The sequence below is a fragment of the Streptomyces sp. NPDC093568 genome, assembly GCF_044764945.1.
Classification (GTDB): Bacteria; Actinomycetota; Actinomycetes; order Streptomycetales; family Streptomycetaceae; genus Streptomyces.
This window is the reverse complement of the sequence record NZ_JBIWJD010000001.1, coordinates 967,679-982,933: the sequence shown is the minus strand read 5'-3', so window position 1 is coordinate 982,933 and position 15,255 is coordinate 967,679. Positions and strand designations below refer to the sequence as shown.

Sequence of the window (15,255 nt, the reverse complement as noted above, 5' to 3'; positions counted from 1 at the left end):
TCCTACCTCGGGGTTCCCAGTGCGTCGGCCATCTCCGCGATGTCCGCGAGCATGCGCGCGCTGTCCGGCTCGCGGCCCGTGAACAGGCGGAACGCGTCCGCCGCCTGGAAGACGGCCATGCCGCCGCCGTCGAGGGTGGCGCAGCCGAGGCCGCGGGCGGTGCGCAGCAGCTCGGTCTCCAGGGGGCGGTAGACGACCTCGGCGACCCAGAGCCCGGGATGGAGCAGCTCGGCGGGCAGGGGCAGGCCGGGGTGGGCCGCCATGCCGGTGGGGGTGGCGTGCACGAGACCGTCGGCCGGGCCGAGCAGCGCGGGCAGCGCGTCGGGGCCGGCGGCGGCCGCGCGGCCGGCGCCGAAGTGCCGGTTCAGCGCGGCGGCGAGATCGGCGGCCCGGTCGCCGAGGGCGTCGACGACGGTGACCCGCTCGGCGCCCAGGGTCAGCATGGCGTGCGCGACGGCCGCGCCCGCGCCCCCGGCACCCAGCTGCACGACCCGCTCCAGCGGGACGTCGGGCAGCCCGCGCGCGAAGGACGCGGCGAAGCCGGTGACGTCGGTGTTGTGCCCGACCGCCCGGCCGTCCTCGAGGACGACGGTGTTGACCGCGCCCAGCGCCTCGGCCTGCGGGGCGAGCGCGTCCAGGTGCGCGATGACGAGCTGCTTGCAGGGGTGGGTGATGTTGAGCCCGTCGAAACCCAGGTCGCGGGCGGCCCGCACCAGGTCGCCCACCGCCTCGGGCGGCACGGCGAGGGTGTCGATGTCGATGAGCCGGTACAGATAGCGCAGGCCCTGCCGGTCGGCCTCCCGCTGGTGCAGCGCCGGGCTGAGCGAGGGACCGATGCCGGAGCCGATCAGCCCGACGAGATACGAGTCCTTGGCGTCCTTGCCCACCGGGGGACCTCCTGAGCGGCTCACTAATGTACGAACTGGTGAGTTAGTCATAGCAGCCGGCCCCCGAGCTTGGGAAGACCTGTCCCGCCCCCGCGGGCCGGAGGGCTTCTACAATCACCGGCACGGGCGGGCCAGCAGGGGCGCGCCCGTCCCTGGCCGAAGGAAGCCGATGACCAGCGTCGAAGAGCCGGCACGCGCGAACGGGCGGATCCGTGACGCCGCCCGCACCCAGGCCGAGATCCTCGACGTCGCGACGCAGGAGTTCGCCCGCGCCGGGTACGACGGCGCCCGCGTGGACGAGATCGCCGCCCGCACCCGCACCACGAAGCGGATGATCTACTACTACTTCGGCGGCAAGGAGCAGCTGTTCACGACCGTGCTGGAGCGGGCGTACGGCGTGATCCGGGAGGCGGAGCAGCGGCTCGACGTCGAGCATCTGGACCCGGTGGCGGCCATCCGCCGGCTGGCCGAGCTGACCTTCGACCATCACGAGCAGCACCCCGACTTCATCCGCCTGGTCTCGATCGAGAACATCCACGGGGCCGAGCACATCGCCGCCTCCGAGAAGCTCGGCAGGATCGGCTCGCCCGCGCTGGACGTGATCCGCCGGATCCTGGAGCAGGGGCAGCGGTCGGGCCTGTTCACGGCCGACGTCGACGCCGTCGACCTGCACGCGATGATCAGCTCCTACTGCTTCTTCCGGGTCTCCAACCGGCACACCTTCGGCGCCCTGTTCGGCCGCGACCTGGTGGACCCGGCCCGGCGCGAGCACTACCGCTCGATGCTCGGCGACATGGTGATCGCGTACCTGACGGCGGAGCGCACGGCGGACTGAGGTCGTACGGCACGACCTCTTGACACCCGGGAAACGTGGGCGCAACATCCGTAGCCACCGCTACTAACTACCCAGTGGGTTAATTAGCCGGGATCCGGCACCTCTCCCTTCTGGCTTTCCTCGTTCCCCGCTCACTCCGCCTACGTTGGAGTCCCCTCGAAGGAGCACGCCGTGTCCGTCCCCGTCCCCGACACCCCCGCCGGCCAGCCGAGAAAAGCGGCCATGGCCGCCTGGATCGGCAGCGCCCTGGAGTACTACGACTTCTTCATCTACGGCAGCGCGGCCGCGCTGATCTTCCCCGAGGTCTTCTTCGACGAGTCCGACCCGGCGACGGCCACCCTGCTGTCGCTGGCGACGTTCGGCGTGGCCTACGCCGCCCGCCCGGTCGGCGCGCTGTTCCTCGGCCACTTCGGGGACCGGGCGGGCCGCAAGAAGATCATGGTCTTCACGCTGATCCTGATGGGCGTCTCGACGTTCCTCATCGGCTGTCTGCCCACCCGCGACCAGGTCGGCACCCTCGCGCCCGTCCTGCTGGTGCTGTGCCGGGTGCTCCAGGGCATCTCGGCGGCCGGCGAGCAGGCCAGCGCCAACTCGATGACGCTGGAACACGCGCCACCCCACCGGCGCGGCTTCTTCACCAGCTTCACCCTCAGCGGCACCCAGGGCGGGCAGCTGCTCGCCACCCTGGTCTTCATCCCCGTCGCCGCGCTGCCCGAGGAGCAGCTGATGTCGTGGGGCTGGCGGGTGCCGTTCTGGATGAGCGTCGCGGTCGCCGTCGTCGGCTATGTCATCCGCCGCAAACTGGACGAGACGCCCGCCTTCGAGCAGCAGGCCGCCACCGAGGGCGTCGTCAAGCTGCCGCTCGCGGTGCTGATGCGGGAGCACTGGGCGGACGTGCTGCGGGTGATCGCAGGCGCGCTGGTCGCCTCGGTCAGCACGATCTTCACGGTGTGGGCGCTGTCCTACGCCACGAGCGACTCGGTCGGCATGGACAGGTCCGCCATGCTGTGGGTGGGCGCCCTCGCCAACCTCGTCGCGCTCGGCGCGATCCCGCTGTGGGCGACGCTGTCGGACCGGATCGGCCGCCGGCCGGTGTACCTGATCGGCGCGGCCGGCAGCGCGGTGACGATGTTCCTGTACCTGTGGGCGATCTCCACCGGCTCCTACCCGCTGATCCTGCTGCTGGGCATCGTCGCCTTCGGTGTGGTCTACAGCGCCGCGAACGGCGTGTGGCCGTCCTTCTACGGCGAGATGTTCTCCACCCGTGTCCGGCTGTCCGGTATGGCGATCGGCACCCAGATCGGCTTCGCGGTCGCCGGTTTCGCGGTGACCTTCGCCGCGCAGATCGCGGGCCCCGACGGCGACGACTGGTTCTCGGTGGCCCTGTTCACGGCGGCGCTGTGCGTGCCGCCGGTGGTGGCCGCGCTGTCCGCCCGCGAGACCGCCAAGGTGCCGACCGAGCTGCTGGGCGAGCGGACGGACGGGCGGGCCCCGCAGCCGGCGAAGGTCGCGGCCTGACTCGCGCGACCGCGACCCACGTGGCCCCCGGACGCCGTGACGGCTCCGGGGGTTCGGCACAGCGCCGGCACCGCGCGGTCCGCCGCGGTGGGGCGCCCCGCCAGGGACGCGGAAACGGTGCGATCAACCCCCACCGACCCTCGGACGGGTCACGGCGCCCCCGCCGGAGCGCACAGCAGCTCCGTCCAGGTGTCGGCGACCCGGTCCAGGGAGAAGCCCTCCCGTACCTGGGTGCGGGCCACTTCGGCGGCGGAGCGCCAGCCCTCCTCACCCAGTGTGGCGATCGCCTCCGCCATCGCCTCTGGGTGCTCGTGGATCCACCGGCTGTCGTAGATCTCGTCGGCGCCGGGCCACGGCAGCAGCGACGGTACGGCGCCGGAGGCCATCCCCTCGGCGGGCGCGAGGTGGAAGCTCTCGTCGTCGCTGGTGGACAGCACATGCCCGACCCGGCGCAGCCAGCCCGCCACATCCGGCCCGAAGGTGTCGAAGACGACGGCCCCTTCGAGCAGCGGCGAGGTCTGCATGCGGCGCAGCACGGCGTCGTAGTGCGCACGCTCCTCGGGCTTGTTCCAGATCCACCAGTACTCCCAGGGCGGCTTCGACTTGACCGACAGGTGCCAGCGCCGGTCGCGGGCGCGCAGCGCCTCCAGGACGTCGAGGCCGAGGTCGAGGCGCTTGCGGCTGGGCGCGATGCCGATCATGCCGAGCCGGTGGTGGGCGCCGGGTGCCTTGGGGCGGTCGAGCTGGTCGGTGTCCACCCAGTTGGGCACGACCACGACCTTCGACTCGGGCCAGCCGGTGTGTTCGCGGGTGCGGCGGGCGTAGTACGGGCTGACGCACACCACCCGGTCGACGGCGTCGATGTCGACCTGCCGGGGCCAGGGCGCGTCCAGCTCGAAGCGGTGCAGGCGGACGATCAGCCGGCTGCCGCGCCGCTTGTGCCGGCTGAACCAGACCGCGGCCGGGCCGCACCACTCGACGACCACCACGTCCGCCCAGTCGGCGAGTTCACGGCTGGCGTCCGGGTCGTGCCGGGACAGCGCAGGCCAGGCGTCGACCCGCACCTCGAGGCCGGGCAGGGAGCGGAAGTGGTCGAGCAGCCGGGTGAGGAACTTCAGGTCGTGCCCGGCGACACCCACCCGCAACGGCCGCTGACGTCCCGTCACCCCGAGCGGGGCCGCCGGGAAGGCCCGGTCGAGATGCGCGCGCCAGCGGGTGGCGGCTCCGTCCAGCGTGTACTGCCGGGCGGCCGCGCGGCAGCGGTCGGCGGCCAGGCGCCTGGCGGCCGGCTCGCGCGCCGCCCGGACGACGGCCTCGACGGCGTCGTCGAGCGCGGCGCGGCCGGGCACGAACAGCGGGTAGTCGGTGCCGAGCAGCGTCTCGTGCGCCGGGGTGCGGTTGAGGACCACGGGCAGGCCCAGGGCGCCGAACTCCAGCACCTTGGTGGACAGTTCGAGGCTGGAGTCGAGCACCGGGTCCCGCCAGCCCAGGCCCAGGTCACAGTCCGCGGCGATCCGCATGGCCTCCTCGCGGGGCTGTCCGCCGCGGTGGTGGACGCCGGGGGTGGCGGCCAGGGCCCGCGCCATGTCGGCCTGGAAGTCCGGGTGGCCCGGGTCGTCGTGGATCTTGTCGCCGACGGTGTGCAGTTCGGCGCGGACGCCCCGTTCGGCCAGAAGCTGGGGCAGCCGGGTCATCGGCAGTGTGTTCCAGCGGGGTGCGAACTTGCCGGTGTAGACGAGCCGCAGCGGATCGTGCGGCCCGTCGCGCTCCGGCAGCGGGAAGCCCGGCTCGGGCACGGCGGGCGGGCTGAGCACGCACTTGCCGCACGCCTCGGGCACCCAGGTCTCCAGGAAGCAGCGCAACTCCTCGGTCTGGCACAGCAGCCGCTGCGCGGCCTCGGTGATCCGGACGAGGTCCGCGCGGGCCGCCTCGGTCATCTCGGCGGCGGACTGCGGGATGTCGGTGAGGTAGGCCCAGATCCGCCCGTCGAAGGCGCCGTCGGCCACGATCCGGGTGACCAGCCGCCGGCCCCGCAGCACCAGCAGATCGCAGGGCTCGTCCTCGTCGAGCCGGGCGAGCACCTCCGAGGCCTGCACCGGCGACATGGGCCGGTCGGCGAGCCCCGGCAGCAGCCGCTCGTCGTGCGGCCGCACCAGGGTGACCCCGGGCAGCTCGGCCAGCGGATCGGTCAACCGACCTGTCTGGACCGGGGACTTGAGGACCAGCCGGACGTCGCAGCCCGCCCGGGACAGCGCCTGCACGGTCGACTGCGCCCACACGGCGGAGCCGTCGATGAGGTTGAGGTCGACGTCGCCGTAGACGAGCGCCCGCAGCGTACGGCTCATGACGGCTCCTTCCCGCGCACGGCGAACAACCGGTGCCCTTGCCCCGTCCAGCCGCCGGGATCCGTACCGGACAGATGCAGCGACCGGCGCACGAGCAGCGGCCGCAGCGCCGGTACGAAGACGTAGTCGTCGGCGGCCGGCGTGTGGCCGACCGCGTCGGCGCCGGAGTACTCCTGGGCGCACATCAGATCCAGCAGCAAGGTGTCCGGTCGTTCCTCGGTGAGGTCCGTCCAGTCGGCGACCCAGGGCGCCAGGGGCTGCCCGCGGCGTACGGTCACTCCGGCCGCGGTGAGTTCGTCGAGGCCCTCCGGATCGGGCACGACCACCTCGACCGGGCGGTGCAGCTGGCCGAGCACCTGGCCTGCCAGCCGGGCCACGTCGGTACGGTCCCGGGGCGCGGCCAGCACGGCGACGCGCCGCTCGTCCAGCGGATCCGGGGCGCCGGTCAGCAGCGCGAGCCGGGACAGCCGTACCCGGGTGCTGTCCGCCCGGAACACCTCGCGCAGCCGCTCCCTGCCCTCGGCCGCCGGGTCGAGCCGGGCGAGCCGTACTCCGGTGTCGGTGTCGAGGACGGCGTCCCAGGCGAGGCGGGCGAGCCCGGGTGCGGCGGTGGCGGGACCGTCCCGCCACAGCACCGCCTTACGGCCCAGCACCCGGGCTTCCGCGAGCAGTTCGGCGAGCGTGCGGTCGAGGTCGGGGGCGAGTCCGGTGCCGGTCTGCCACCAGGGTCCCTCGCCGGCGCAGGCGCTGAGCTGCACCACGAGCACGTCGGGGTCGGTGCGCTGGACGAGCAGCCGTCCGTCGTGCGGCAGCAGGCGGTTGACCACCACGTCCGCCCCGAAGTCCTCGGCCGTCGCGCGGGTGAGCACTCCGGCAATGACGAGGCGGTCGCGGGGCGCCGAGCTCAGGGCGCGATGGGCGAGGTGGAACCGGTCGTCGAGCGGCGCCTCGGGCTCGGCCTGCGCCGTCGGCGCACCGGCGGTCGCCCGTACGGCCGAGCGACGCCGGCCGCGCCACAGTCCGTACAGCTCCCCGGGCAGCCGCGCCGCGCCCCGCTTCGGCGAGCGCGCGGCCGTCACCAGTGCCTTTCCTACCCGCAGCGAGGTCGAGCCCTCCAGCATGGCCACCCGCGCCTGAAGCACGTCGACCCGGTCCCGGGCCCCCCGCAGCGCGGCGGCGAGCTGCTCCTTCTCCCGTACGGCGGCGGCGAGCCGGTCGGCGAGACCGTCCTGTCCGGACGCCTCCCGGACGCGTTCCGCCTCCTCGGCGGCCGTCTCGAGGTCCAGCACCCGGGCCCGCAGGGAGCGGGAGGCGAGGTCGGCGAAGACGTACTCGTCGGCGATCCGCAGGGCCGTGGCGTGGCCGTCGGACGGGACGGGCCGGCCGAAGAAGTCGTGCGGCGGCAGGAGTTCGTCGGTGCGGGCGATCACCGCGCCCGCGTGCAGATGGACGTAGTCGAGGGGCGCCGCGCGCAGCACCTGGCAGCGCTGGGCCACCAGGTGGTCGAGGAGCCGGTGGTAGGGCAGCTCGCAGCCGCCGTGCCCGAACACGATCAGGGCGCGGGCACCGGTCCGCATCCGTGCCAGTACGGCACGGCAGGCGTCCTCGCTGCCGTGCAGTTCGGCGTCGGGCCCGTAGGAGAGCAGGACCAGCTCGCCCTCCTCGACGGGACGTTCGTCGTCGTCGCGCAGCGCGACGCCCGGCGGCAGATGCAGGTACGGCTCCAGGCGCAGGCCGCCGCCGGTCGCGTCCACCACCGTCGTGACGGCGTCGAGGTGCGGATGGAGCAGATCGGTCAGGCGCATCAGCGGGTCCTCGTGAAGACGTGGAAGCCGACCCGGTTCTCCCGGAAGCCGTACGGCCTGGAAACGGTGTGCCGCAGGCCGAGCGGCTCGATTTCGGCGCGGTAGGCGGTGAGCGGGCGGTGCACGATGTAGTCGCCGCGGGGCGTGCGCCGGTCGGTGTCCTCGTCGGTGACGACCAGCCGGCCGGCGACCCGGACGAGGGAGGCGAGGTTGCGCAGACCGTCCGCCCACTCCTCGTCGTCGAGCACGTGGAACAGGACGTCCACGCAGACAACGATGTCGTACGGCCAGGGACTGCGCCACTCGTCGAGCGCGGCGACCGTGTAGCGCGGGCCGCCGGCCTCGGCGCGGGCGTGCTGCACGGCGGTCGGGCTGGCGTCGAAGGCGTCGACCCGGTGGCCGCAGCGGGCCAGGGCACGGGCGAAGTACCCCTTGCCGCAGCCGGCGTCGAGGACGAACAGCGGGGCGGCGGTGCTGGACAGGTCGCCGACCAGGTCGAGCAGTGTGCCGAGCCGCTGGGCGTAGAAGAGCTCGTTGCCGGGGCGGTCGAGGCCGATGTGCCCGCCCGAGGCGAGTTCGTCGTGGTCGGCGTGCCGGGCGTCCCAGTACCGCCGCGCGGCGAGGCTGGGGCCGGTGAGGGTGCCGTCGTGGGTGAGCGTGTCGTCAGCCATGGCGCTCCAGCCATCCGGTGATCACCCGGGCGATCCGGGCACCGGCCCGGCCGTCCCACAAGGGCGGCCCCTCCGCCGGCGCCGCTCCCCCGCCGTCCAGCAGCTTGCGCAGCGCGGGCACCAGTTCGCCGTGCCGGACGAGCCGGTTGGTGCCGTGGGTGACGGTGACCGGGCGTTCGGTCGTGGTGCGCAGGGTCAGGCAGGGGACGCCCAGGACGGTCGTCTCCTCCTGCACTCCTCCCGAGTCGGTGATCACCGCGGCGGCGCCCCGCACCAGGCTCATGAACTCGACGTAGCCGAGCGGATCGAGGAGACGGACGCCCGGCGCGTCCGCGAGGCCGGCCGCGCGCAGCGCTTCCCGGCCGCGCGGGTGCAGCGGTATGACGAGGTCGAGATGGCGGGCGGCCTCTGCCAGGACGCGGGCGGCCGCCTTGGCGGCCTCGGGGTCGTCGACGTTGGCGGGCCGGTGCAGGGTGACGACGCCGTAGCGCTCGGGCAGCCCGTGCGTCGCGCGGACGCCCGCCGCGTCGAACTGGTCCATATGGGTGAGCAGGGTGTCGATCATCGGGTTCCCGACGAGATGCACCCGCTCGGCGGCGACGCCCTCGCGGGCGAGATGGCCGACGGCCTCGGGGCTCGTGGCGAACAACAGCTCCGCCAGCTGGTCGACCAGACGCCGGTTCACCTCCTCCGGCATCGACATGTCGAAGCTGCGCAGGCCCGCTTCCACGTGCGCGACCGGCACGCCGAGCTTGGCGGCGACCAGCGCCGCGGCCAGCGTCGAGTTCACGTCGCCGTACACCGTGACCAGGGCCGGTGCGCGGGCGGTCAGTTCACCCTCAAGGGCCACCAGGAGGTCGGCGGTCTGCCGGGCGTGGCTGCCGGAGCCGACGCCCAGGTCGGTGTCGGGCTCGGGCAGGCCGAGCTGCCGGAAGAAGATGTCCGACATCCGCTCGTCGTAGTGCTGCCCGGTGTGGACGAGCACCTGGTCGCAGCCGGCGGCGCCGAGGGCGGCGACGACGGGCGCGGCCTTGACGAAGTTCGGCCGGGTGCCGACGACATGAAGTACGCAGCCGTTCATCTGGCCTCCGTGTTGGATGGCTCGGTCGCCTACGGGCGCCTTCAGCCGCCCGTCGGCTCCCTCGCGGCCGGTGTCCTGGGGACTGTGACCGTTGGTGGGCCGTTGCCCGGCATCGGCTCTACCTTGGCGTTATGTCACGTAATGTCCCTCTTGCCCTCAGTCTGGCTGTCTCCGTCGCAGTTGGCGAGCTGCGTCAGGATCCTTGGCGGGCGGCTCTGCTCGCCTTACGGCTGCTGCCGGGGCGTGCCCGGCGCTGGTTGCGGCCGGTGGAACGGCGGCTGACCCGGCGTGCCGACGCAGCCGGGCCCGTCGCGAAGCCCTCCGCCGCACGGGTGCCCGCGCCCTCCGGCTTCCCGTTCCGCCCCGTGCCGGGCCGGGTGCTCCATCTGGTCACCAACGGGCTGCCGTTCCGGCACGCCGGCTACACCGTGCGCACCCAGAAGCTCGCCGAGGCCCAGCTGGCGGCCGGACTGGACCCGCAGGTCATGACGCGGATCGGCTTCCCCGTGACGGCCGGCGTGCTGGACGCCCGCCCGCGACAGCACGTGGGCCGGGTGCCGCAGCACCGGCTGCTGCCGTCGTGGCTGCCGTACGGGCAGGCCGCGGCACTGGCACGCAACGCCGAACTGGCCGCCAGCCTGGTGGAACGGCTGCGGCCCGCCGTTCTGCACGCGGCGAGCGACCACGGCAACGGGCGCGTGGCACTCGCCCTGCGCGAGACGTTCGGGCTGCCGGTGGTCTACGAGGTGCGGGGCTTTCTGGAGGAGACGTGGCTGACGCAGGCGCCGGGGCGCGGGCGGGGCGACGAGACGTACCGGGCACGGCGCGCCCTGGAGACGTACTGCATGCGCGAGGCCGATCTGGTGCTGACGCTGGGCGAGGCGATGAAGGCCGAAATCGTGGGCCGGGGCGTGCCCGAGGAGCGGGTGCTGATCGTGCCCAACGCGGTGGACGACGCGTTCCTGGGTCCGGCGCCGGACGGGGCACCCCTGCGGGCCCGGCTCGGTATCGCTCCGGATGAGTTCGTGGTCGGCACGGTCGGCTCGCTCACCCCGCTCGAGGGCATTGACACATTGCTCCATGCGGGTGACGAGCTGCGGCGGCGTGGAATGCCGCTGCGGTTGCTGATCGTCGGGGACGGCCCGGAGCGTCCCGCGCTGGAGCGGCTGGCGGCGCGGCTGGGTCTCGACGACGGGACCGTTCTGTTCACCGGTCGGGTGCCGCACTCTCAAGTCCGTGATTTTCACGCCGTGTTGGACGTGTTCGCGGTACCGCGCACCGACGAACGGGTCTGCCATCTGGTGACCCCGCTCAAGCCCGTGGAGGCGATGGCGAGCGGTGTTCCCGTCGTCGCGAGCGATGTCGCGGCGCTCAGGGAACTGGTCGAACCTGAGGTGAACGGACGGCTGGTCAAGCCCGAATCACCACATTCCTGGGCTGATGAGCTGGAAATAGTCCTTTACAGTCGAAACCGGCGCTCCGAATGGGGAGCAGCCGCCCGCGCGATGGTCGCGCGTGACCGCACCTGGAAGCGGGTCGCCGCCACAACCCGTGAGGCGTACCGCACCCTCGGCAGCCTTGATGCGGGGTGAGCCCAATGCAGGTCGAACAGACTGGACCGCTCGGGGAAGAGAGCGAATCGCCCGGCGAAGCGGAAGCGCCCGATCGCGTGGAACTGGCGGTGATCGGGCTCGGCTACGTCGGACTGCCCCTCGCCCGTGAGGCGGCCTCGATCGGACTGAGAGTGGTCGGCCTCGACCGTGACCCCCGGGTCGTCGAGGCGCTGAACACCGGACACTCCCATGTCGACGACGTCTCCGACGACGACGTCCGGCGCATGCTCGCCGCCGGTTTCGCGGCCTACACGGACGACGCCTGTCTGGCCCGCGCGCAGACCGTGGTGATCTGTGTGCCGACTCCGCTGAGCGACGACGGCGGGCCCGATCTGAGCGCCGTGAAGTCCGCGGTGCGCACGGTCGCGGGCCGGCTGCGGCCGGGACAACTGGTCGTGCTGGAGTCGACCACCTATCCGGGCACGACGGAGGAGGTCGTACGGCCGCTGCTGGAGGAGTCCGGACTCAGGGTCGGCTCGGACGTCGCGCTCGCGTTCTCACCGGAGCGCATCGACCCCGGCAACAGCACGCACGGGCTGCGCACCACACCGAAGGTGGTCGGCGGCTGCACCCCGTCGTGCGCGGCGCGCGCGGTCGCCTTCTACGGCAAGCTGGTCGACACCGTCGTCCAGGCGAAGGGCACGCGCGAGGCCGAGATGGCCAAGCTGCTGGAGAACACCTACCGGCACGTGAACATCGCGCTGGTCAACGAACTGGCCGTGATCAGCCACGAGTTGCACGTCGACCTGTGGGACGCCATCCGCTGCGCGGGCACCAAGCCGTTCGGCTTCCAGGCGTTCCGGCCCAGCCCCGGCGTCGGCGGACACTGCATCCCGATCGACCCCAACTACCTGTCGTACAAGGTGCGTTCGTCGCTCGGGTACGAGTTCCGTTTCGTGGAGCTGGCCCAGGAGATCAACCGGCGGATGCCGGAGTACGTGGTGCGCCGCGCCCAGGACCTCCTCAACACCGCGGGCCGGCCGCTGCACGGCTCGAAGGTGCTGCTGCTCGGGGTCACCTACAAGCCGGACGTGGCCGACCAGCGCGAGTCGCCGGCGGTGCCGGTGGCGCGGCTGCTGCGGGAGCGGGAGGCGGAGATCTCCTTCCACGATCCGCATGTGCGGCTGTGGTCGGTGGACGGCGAGAGCGTCCCGCGGGTCGCCGACGTCGTGGCGGCGGTGCGCGAGCACGACCTCACGATCCTGCTCCAGGACCACTCGGCCTACGACCTGCCGGCCCTCGGCGACGCGGCCCGGCTGCTCTTCGACACCCGGGGGCGGGTGTTCCGGCCCGGGGTCGAGGTGCTGTGACCGTCCGGCCCGCCGGGCCGTGCTTCTCGGGGCAGTCGAAAGGTGCGTGCTGTGATGCGGATACTCGTCGTGACCGTCGTCCACCACCCCGAGGACGCCCGGATCCTGCACCGGGAGATCGCCGCCCTGCGTGAGCACGGCCACCGGATCGTGTACGCCGCGCCCTTCGCGGCACGGGAGACGCCGCCGCGGCCGTACGTCGAGGGTGTGGACCTGCCCCGGGCCGCGGGCCGGGACCGCCGGGCGGCGCTGCGCGCGGCGCGCGCCCTGCTCGCCGAGCGCGGCCCGCAGGCGGACGTCGTCCTGCTGCACGACCCCGAGCTGCTGCTCACCCTGCCCGGCACCCTGCGCCGCTGGCGGCGGGCGGGACATGTGCCGGTCACGGTGTGGGACGTGCACGAGGACACGGCGGCGGCGCTGGTGATGAAGCGCTGGCTGCCCCGGCCGCTGCGGCCGCCCCTGCGGCTGGCGGTACGGGCGGCGGAGCGCGTGGCGGAACGTCACCTGCGGCTGCTCCTGGCCGAGGACGCCTACCAGCGGCGGTTCCGCCGGGCGCATCCCGTGGTCGGCAACTTCGCTACGGTGCCCTCCGAGCCGCCCGAGCCGCCGGGTGACGACCGGGCCGTCTACCTCGGGCATCTGTCGCGGGCCCGGGGCGCGCTGGAGCTCATCGAGACGGCGCGGCTGCTGGCTCCGGACATCCGGGTCGAGGTGATCGGCGCGGCGGACCCCGACATGCGGGGGCCGCTCACCGAGGCCGACCGGGAGGGCGTACTGCGCTGGTACGGGTACCTGCCCAACGACCGCGCCCTCGACCTGCTCTCCGGCAGCCTGGCCGGCCTCTCCCTGCTGAGGGACCAGCCCAACTACCGCCATTCGCGGCCCACCAAGGCCGTGGAGTACATGGCCCACGGCGTCCCGGTGGTCACCACGCCCACCCCGCTCGCGGCCGAACTGGTCGAGCGCTACGGCTGCGGACTCGTCGTCCCCTACGAGGATCCGGTCACCGCGGCACGGGCCGTACGGCATCTGCGGGCCGACCGGCAGATGCGCCGCCGCGCGGCCGCCCGCGGCTGGGAAGCGGCGCTCGCCGACCTCAACTGGGCCGACCGGGCCACGGAGTTCGTGATGTGCCTGGAGTCCTGGGTGAAGGAGGCGTCCGCCCCCTGACCTGGGCGACGGGCGCGTAGACAGTGTCTACCTCGCCATGGTAGACACTGTCTGTGCAGACTTCGCGGGGACAGGAATCCGACCAGGGGCTACGAGCCCGGCTGGTCGACGTCGGTGTCGAGCTCGTGGCGCGGGAGGGCGTTCAGGCGCTCACCCTGCGGGAGATCGCCCGCCGGGCCGGCGTCTCGCACGGCGCCCCGCGCCGTTACTTCCCCACCCACCTGGAGCTTCTCTCGGCCATCGCCCGCCGCGGCTTCGAGGAGCTGGCCGCGCGGGCGACGGCGGCGGCCGGTGAGGGCGCGGGTCAGCCACGGGCACAGGTGGCCGCCTTGGCGCGGGTCTATCTGGAGTTCGCGCTCGGCAATCGCGGGATGTACGAGCTGATGTTCCGTCACGATCTGCTGGAGAGCGGCCACTTGGGGCTGCGGGACACGAGCCTTCCGCTCTTCGGCCGGCTGGTCGACCTGGTCGGCCGGGCACGGCCCGACGCCGACGCCCGTCTCGCCGCGGGCGCGCTGTGGGCGGGCCTGCACGGCGTCGCCCAGCTGTGGGGCTGGGGCAGCCTCCAACTGGCCACCGGAGCGGACGACTTCACACCCGTGCTGCGGTCGGTCCTCGACGCGCACCTCGGGCCGGAGGGCGAGTGAACAGGCGCCTCGTACTCGTGAACAGCGTCGTCGGAGCCGTGGTCGTCGCCTTCGACGGCACCGTGCTTACGGTCGCCCAGCCCACCCTGCAACGCGATCTGGGCGCCTCCTTCGCCCAGGTGCAGTGGACCAGCACCGGCTATCTCATCGCGGTGGCGAGCCTGCTGGTGTTCGCGGGGCGGCTCGGCGACCGGTACGGCCACCAGCGCCTGTTCGGCGTCGGGATGCTCGGCTTCGGGGCCGCGTCGGCGGGCATCGCCCTGGCGCCGGGCGTCGGCTGGGTGATCGGACTGCGGGTCGTGCAGGGCGTGTTCGGGGCGCTGCTGCAACCGGCCACGCTCGGGATGCTGCGGGCCGCGTTCCCGCCCGACCGGCTGCGCACGCCCATCGCCGTACGGACCGCCGCGATCGGGGTGGCGGCCGCCGCGGGCCCGGTGCTGGGCGGTGCGCTGGTGGCGGGGGCGGGCTGGCGGGCCGTGTTCCTGCTGAACGTCGTCCCCGCTCTCGTCCTCGGCGTGCTCGCCCTCGCCGTACGGCCCGCGCGCACGGTCTCCGGCGTCCGGCTCGACCTGCCCGGCGCCCTCCTGCTCGCGATCACCCTGGCCTGTCTGGTGCACGCGCTCGTCGCACTGCCGGGCCGGTTCTGGACCGCCGCGGCGGCCGCCGTCGCCGCCGTCGCCTTCGTCCGGCACGAACGCGGCACCGCGAGCCCGCTCCTGCCCCGCGACGTGATCGGCTCCTCGGCGGTCGGCTCGGCGCTCGGCATGCTGGTGGCCGCCTCGGCGGCGCTGTCCGGCGCGCTCTTCGCCGGCACCTTCCTGCTGCAGGACGTCCTCGGCCTGGACCCGTTCCGCAGCGCCCTGGTCAGCCTTCCGCTGGCCGTGTCGATGGTGCTCGCGGCGCCCTTGTGCGCGGTGCTGCTGCGCCGGGTCGGGGCCCGGCGGACGACCATGGTGGCGATGGCGGTCCTCGCGCTCGGGATCCTCGTGCTGTCCCGCGCCTCGGCCGTCCCGGTCCTGTGCGCGGCGTTCGCCCTGGTGGGGGCCGGGTTCGGCACGGTGCTGCCGGCGGCGACCCATGTCGTCGTACGGCATGCCGCCGTGAAGTCGGCCGGGGTGGCCGGCGGGCTCCAGCAGACCGCGATGAACGTCGGACCGGTCCTGGGCGTGGCCGCCGCGACCGCCCTGATGGGAGCCGGCGGTGACCCCGCGCCGCCGCTCGGCGTCCTCGCCGCGCTCGCCCTGGCCGGAGCGGTCGCGAGCCGTGGGCTTCCGGGGCGGCCGACGCCCACGTCAAACGATCATGGCCATTCCTCGGACCGTATTCGTGTTCCTGCGCAACGATGAGATCAGAGGACGTTGCGGCGGGGTATG

The 15,255-nt window shown here is 73.5% G+C and carries 12 protein-coding genes; 7 read left to right on the top strand and 5 right to left on the bottom strand.

The genetic code is table 11. The annotated features are described in order from the left end of the window. Positions 1 to 2: 2 nt before the first annotated feature. On the bottom strand, positions 3 to 887 hold the full coding sequence (locus ACIRD7_RS04195; RefSeq protein WP_403449465.1) for a shikimate dehydrogenase: 885 nt from the start codon (positions 885 to 887) through the stop codon (positions 3 to 5). A gap of 169 nt (positions 888 to 1,056) precedes the next feature. On the opposite strand from ACIRD7_RS04195, the gene ACIRD7_RS04190 reads away from it, so the two are divergent. Continuing rightward, entirely contained in the window at positions 1,057 to 1,722 is a 666-nt protein-coding gene (locus ACIRD7_RS04190) for a TetR/AcrR family transcriptional regulator (RefSeq protein WP_403449462.1), read from the top strand. Between the two features lie 222 nt (positions 1,723 to 1,944). Next, positions 1,945 to 3,240, top strand: a complete 1,296-nt coding sequence (locus ACIRD7_RS04185; RefSeq protein WP_403451645.1) for an MFS transporter — start codon at positions 1,945 to 1,947, stop codon at positions 3,238 to 3,240. Positions 3,241 to 3,389: 149 nt separating this feature from the next. Here ACIRD7_RS04185 and ACIRD7_RS04180 read toward each other — a convergent pair whose 3' ends face one another. The 4 genes from ACIRD7_RS04180 to wecB are packed head-to-tail and all read right to left on the bottom strand — an operon-like array spanning position 3,390 to position 9,142. Next, entirely contained in the window at positions 3,390 to 5,585 is a 2,196-nt protein-coding gene (locus tag ACIRD7_RS04180) for a glycosyltransferase (RefSeq protein ID WP_403449459.1), read from the bottom strand. After that, on the bottom strand, positions 5,582 to 7,390 hold the full coding sequence (locus ACIRD7_RS04175; protein ID WP_403449456.1) for a hypothetical protein: 1,809 nt from the start codon (positions 7,388 to 7,390) through the stop codon (positions 5,582 to 5,584). Before ACIRD7_RS04175 ends, ACIRD7_RS04180 begins: the two co-directional genes overlap by 4 nt. Further along, positions 7,390 to 8,061, bottom strand: coding sequence for a class I SAM-dependent methyltransferase (locus ACIRD7_RS04170; protein WP_403449453.1), 672 nt, complete (start codon positions 8,059 to 8,061; stop codon positions 7,390 to 7,392). The genes ACIRD7_RS04175 and ACIRD7_RS04170 overlap by 1 nt, the downstream gene beginning before the upstream one ends. Continuing rightward, on the bottom strand, positions 8,054 to 9,142 hold the full coding sequence (wecB, locus tag ACIRD7_RS04165) for a non-hydrolyzing UDP-N-acetylglucosamine 2-epimerase (RefSeq protein WP_403449451.1): 1,089 nt from the start codon (positions 9,140 to 9,142) through the stop codon (positions 8,054 to 8,056). The genes ACIRD7_RS04170 and wecB overlap by 8 nt, the downstream gene beginning before the upstream one ends. 131 nt (positions 9,143 to 9,273) lie before the next feature. On the opposite strand from wecB, the gene ACIRD7_RS04160 reads away from it, so the two are divergent. The 5 genes from ACIRD7_RS04160 (at position 9,274) to ACIRD7_RS04140 (ending at position 15,228) form a co-directional block, all read left to right on the top strand. Beyond that, positions 9,274 to 10,734: a glycosyltransferase family 4 protein gene (locus ACIRD7_RS04160; protein ID WP_403449449.1), complete on the top strand. Its 1,461-nt coding sequence runs from the start codon at positions 9,274 to 9,276 to the stop codon at positions 10,732 to 10,734. 77 nt (positions 10,735 to 10,811) lie between these two features. After that, a complete protein-coding gene (locus ACIRD7_RS04155) occupies positions 10,812 to 12,065 on the top strand; it encodes a nucleotide sugar dehydrogenase (RefSeq protein WP_403449446.1) in 1,254 nt (417 codons plus the stop codon). 54 nt (positions 12,066 to 12,119) lie between these two features. After that, a complete protein-coding gene (locus tag ACIRD7_RS04150; protein ID WP_403449444.1) occupies positions 12,120 to 13,235 on the top strand; it encodes a glycosyltransferase in 1,116 nt (371 codons plus the stop codon). Between the two features lie 53 nt (positions 13,236 to 13,288). Beyond that, the gene (locus tag ACIRD7_RS04145) at positions 13,289 to 13,882 is read left to right on the top strand and encodes a TetR/AcrR family transcriptional regulator (RefSeq protein WP_403449441.1); all 594 of its coding nucleotides are present in this window, start codon (positions 13,289 to 13,291) and stop codon (positions 13,880 to 13,882) included. Next, complete coding sequence (locus ACIRD7_RS04140) at positions 13,879 to 15,228, top strand: MFS transporter (protein ID WP_403449438.1); 1,350 nt, start codon at positions 13,879 to 13,881, stop codon at positions 15,226 to 15,228. The genes ACIRD7_RS04145 and ACIRD7_RS04140 overlap by 4 nt, the downstream gene beginning before the upstream one ends. The last annotated feature ends 27 nt before the right edge of the window (positions 15,229 to 15,255 follow it).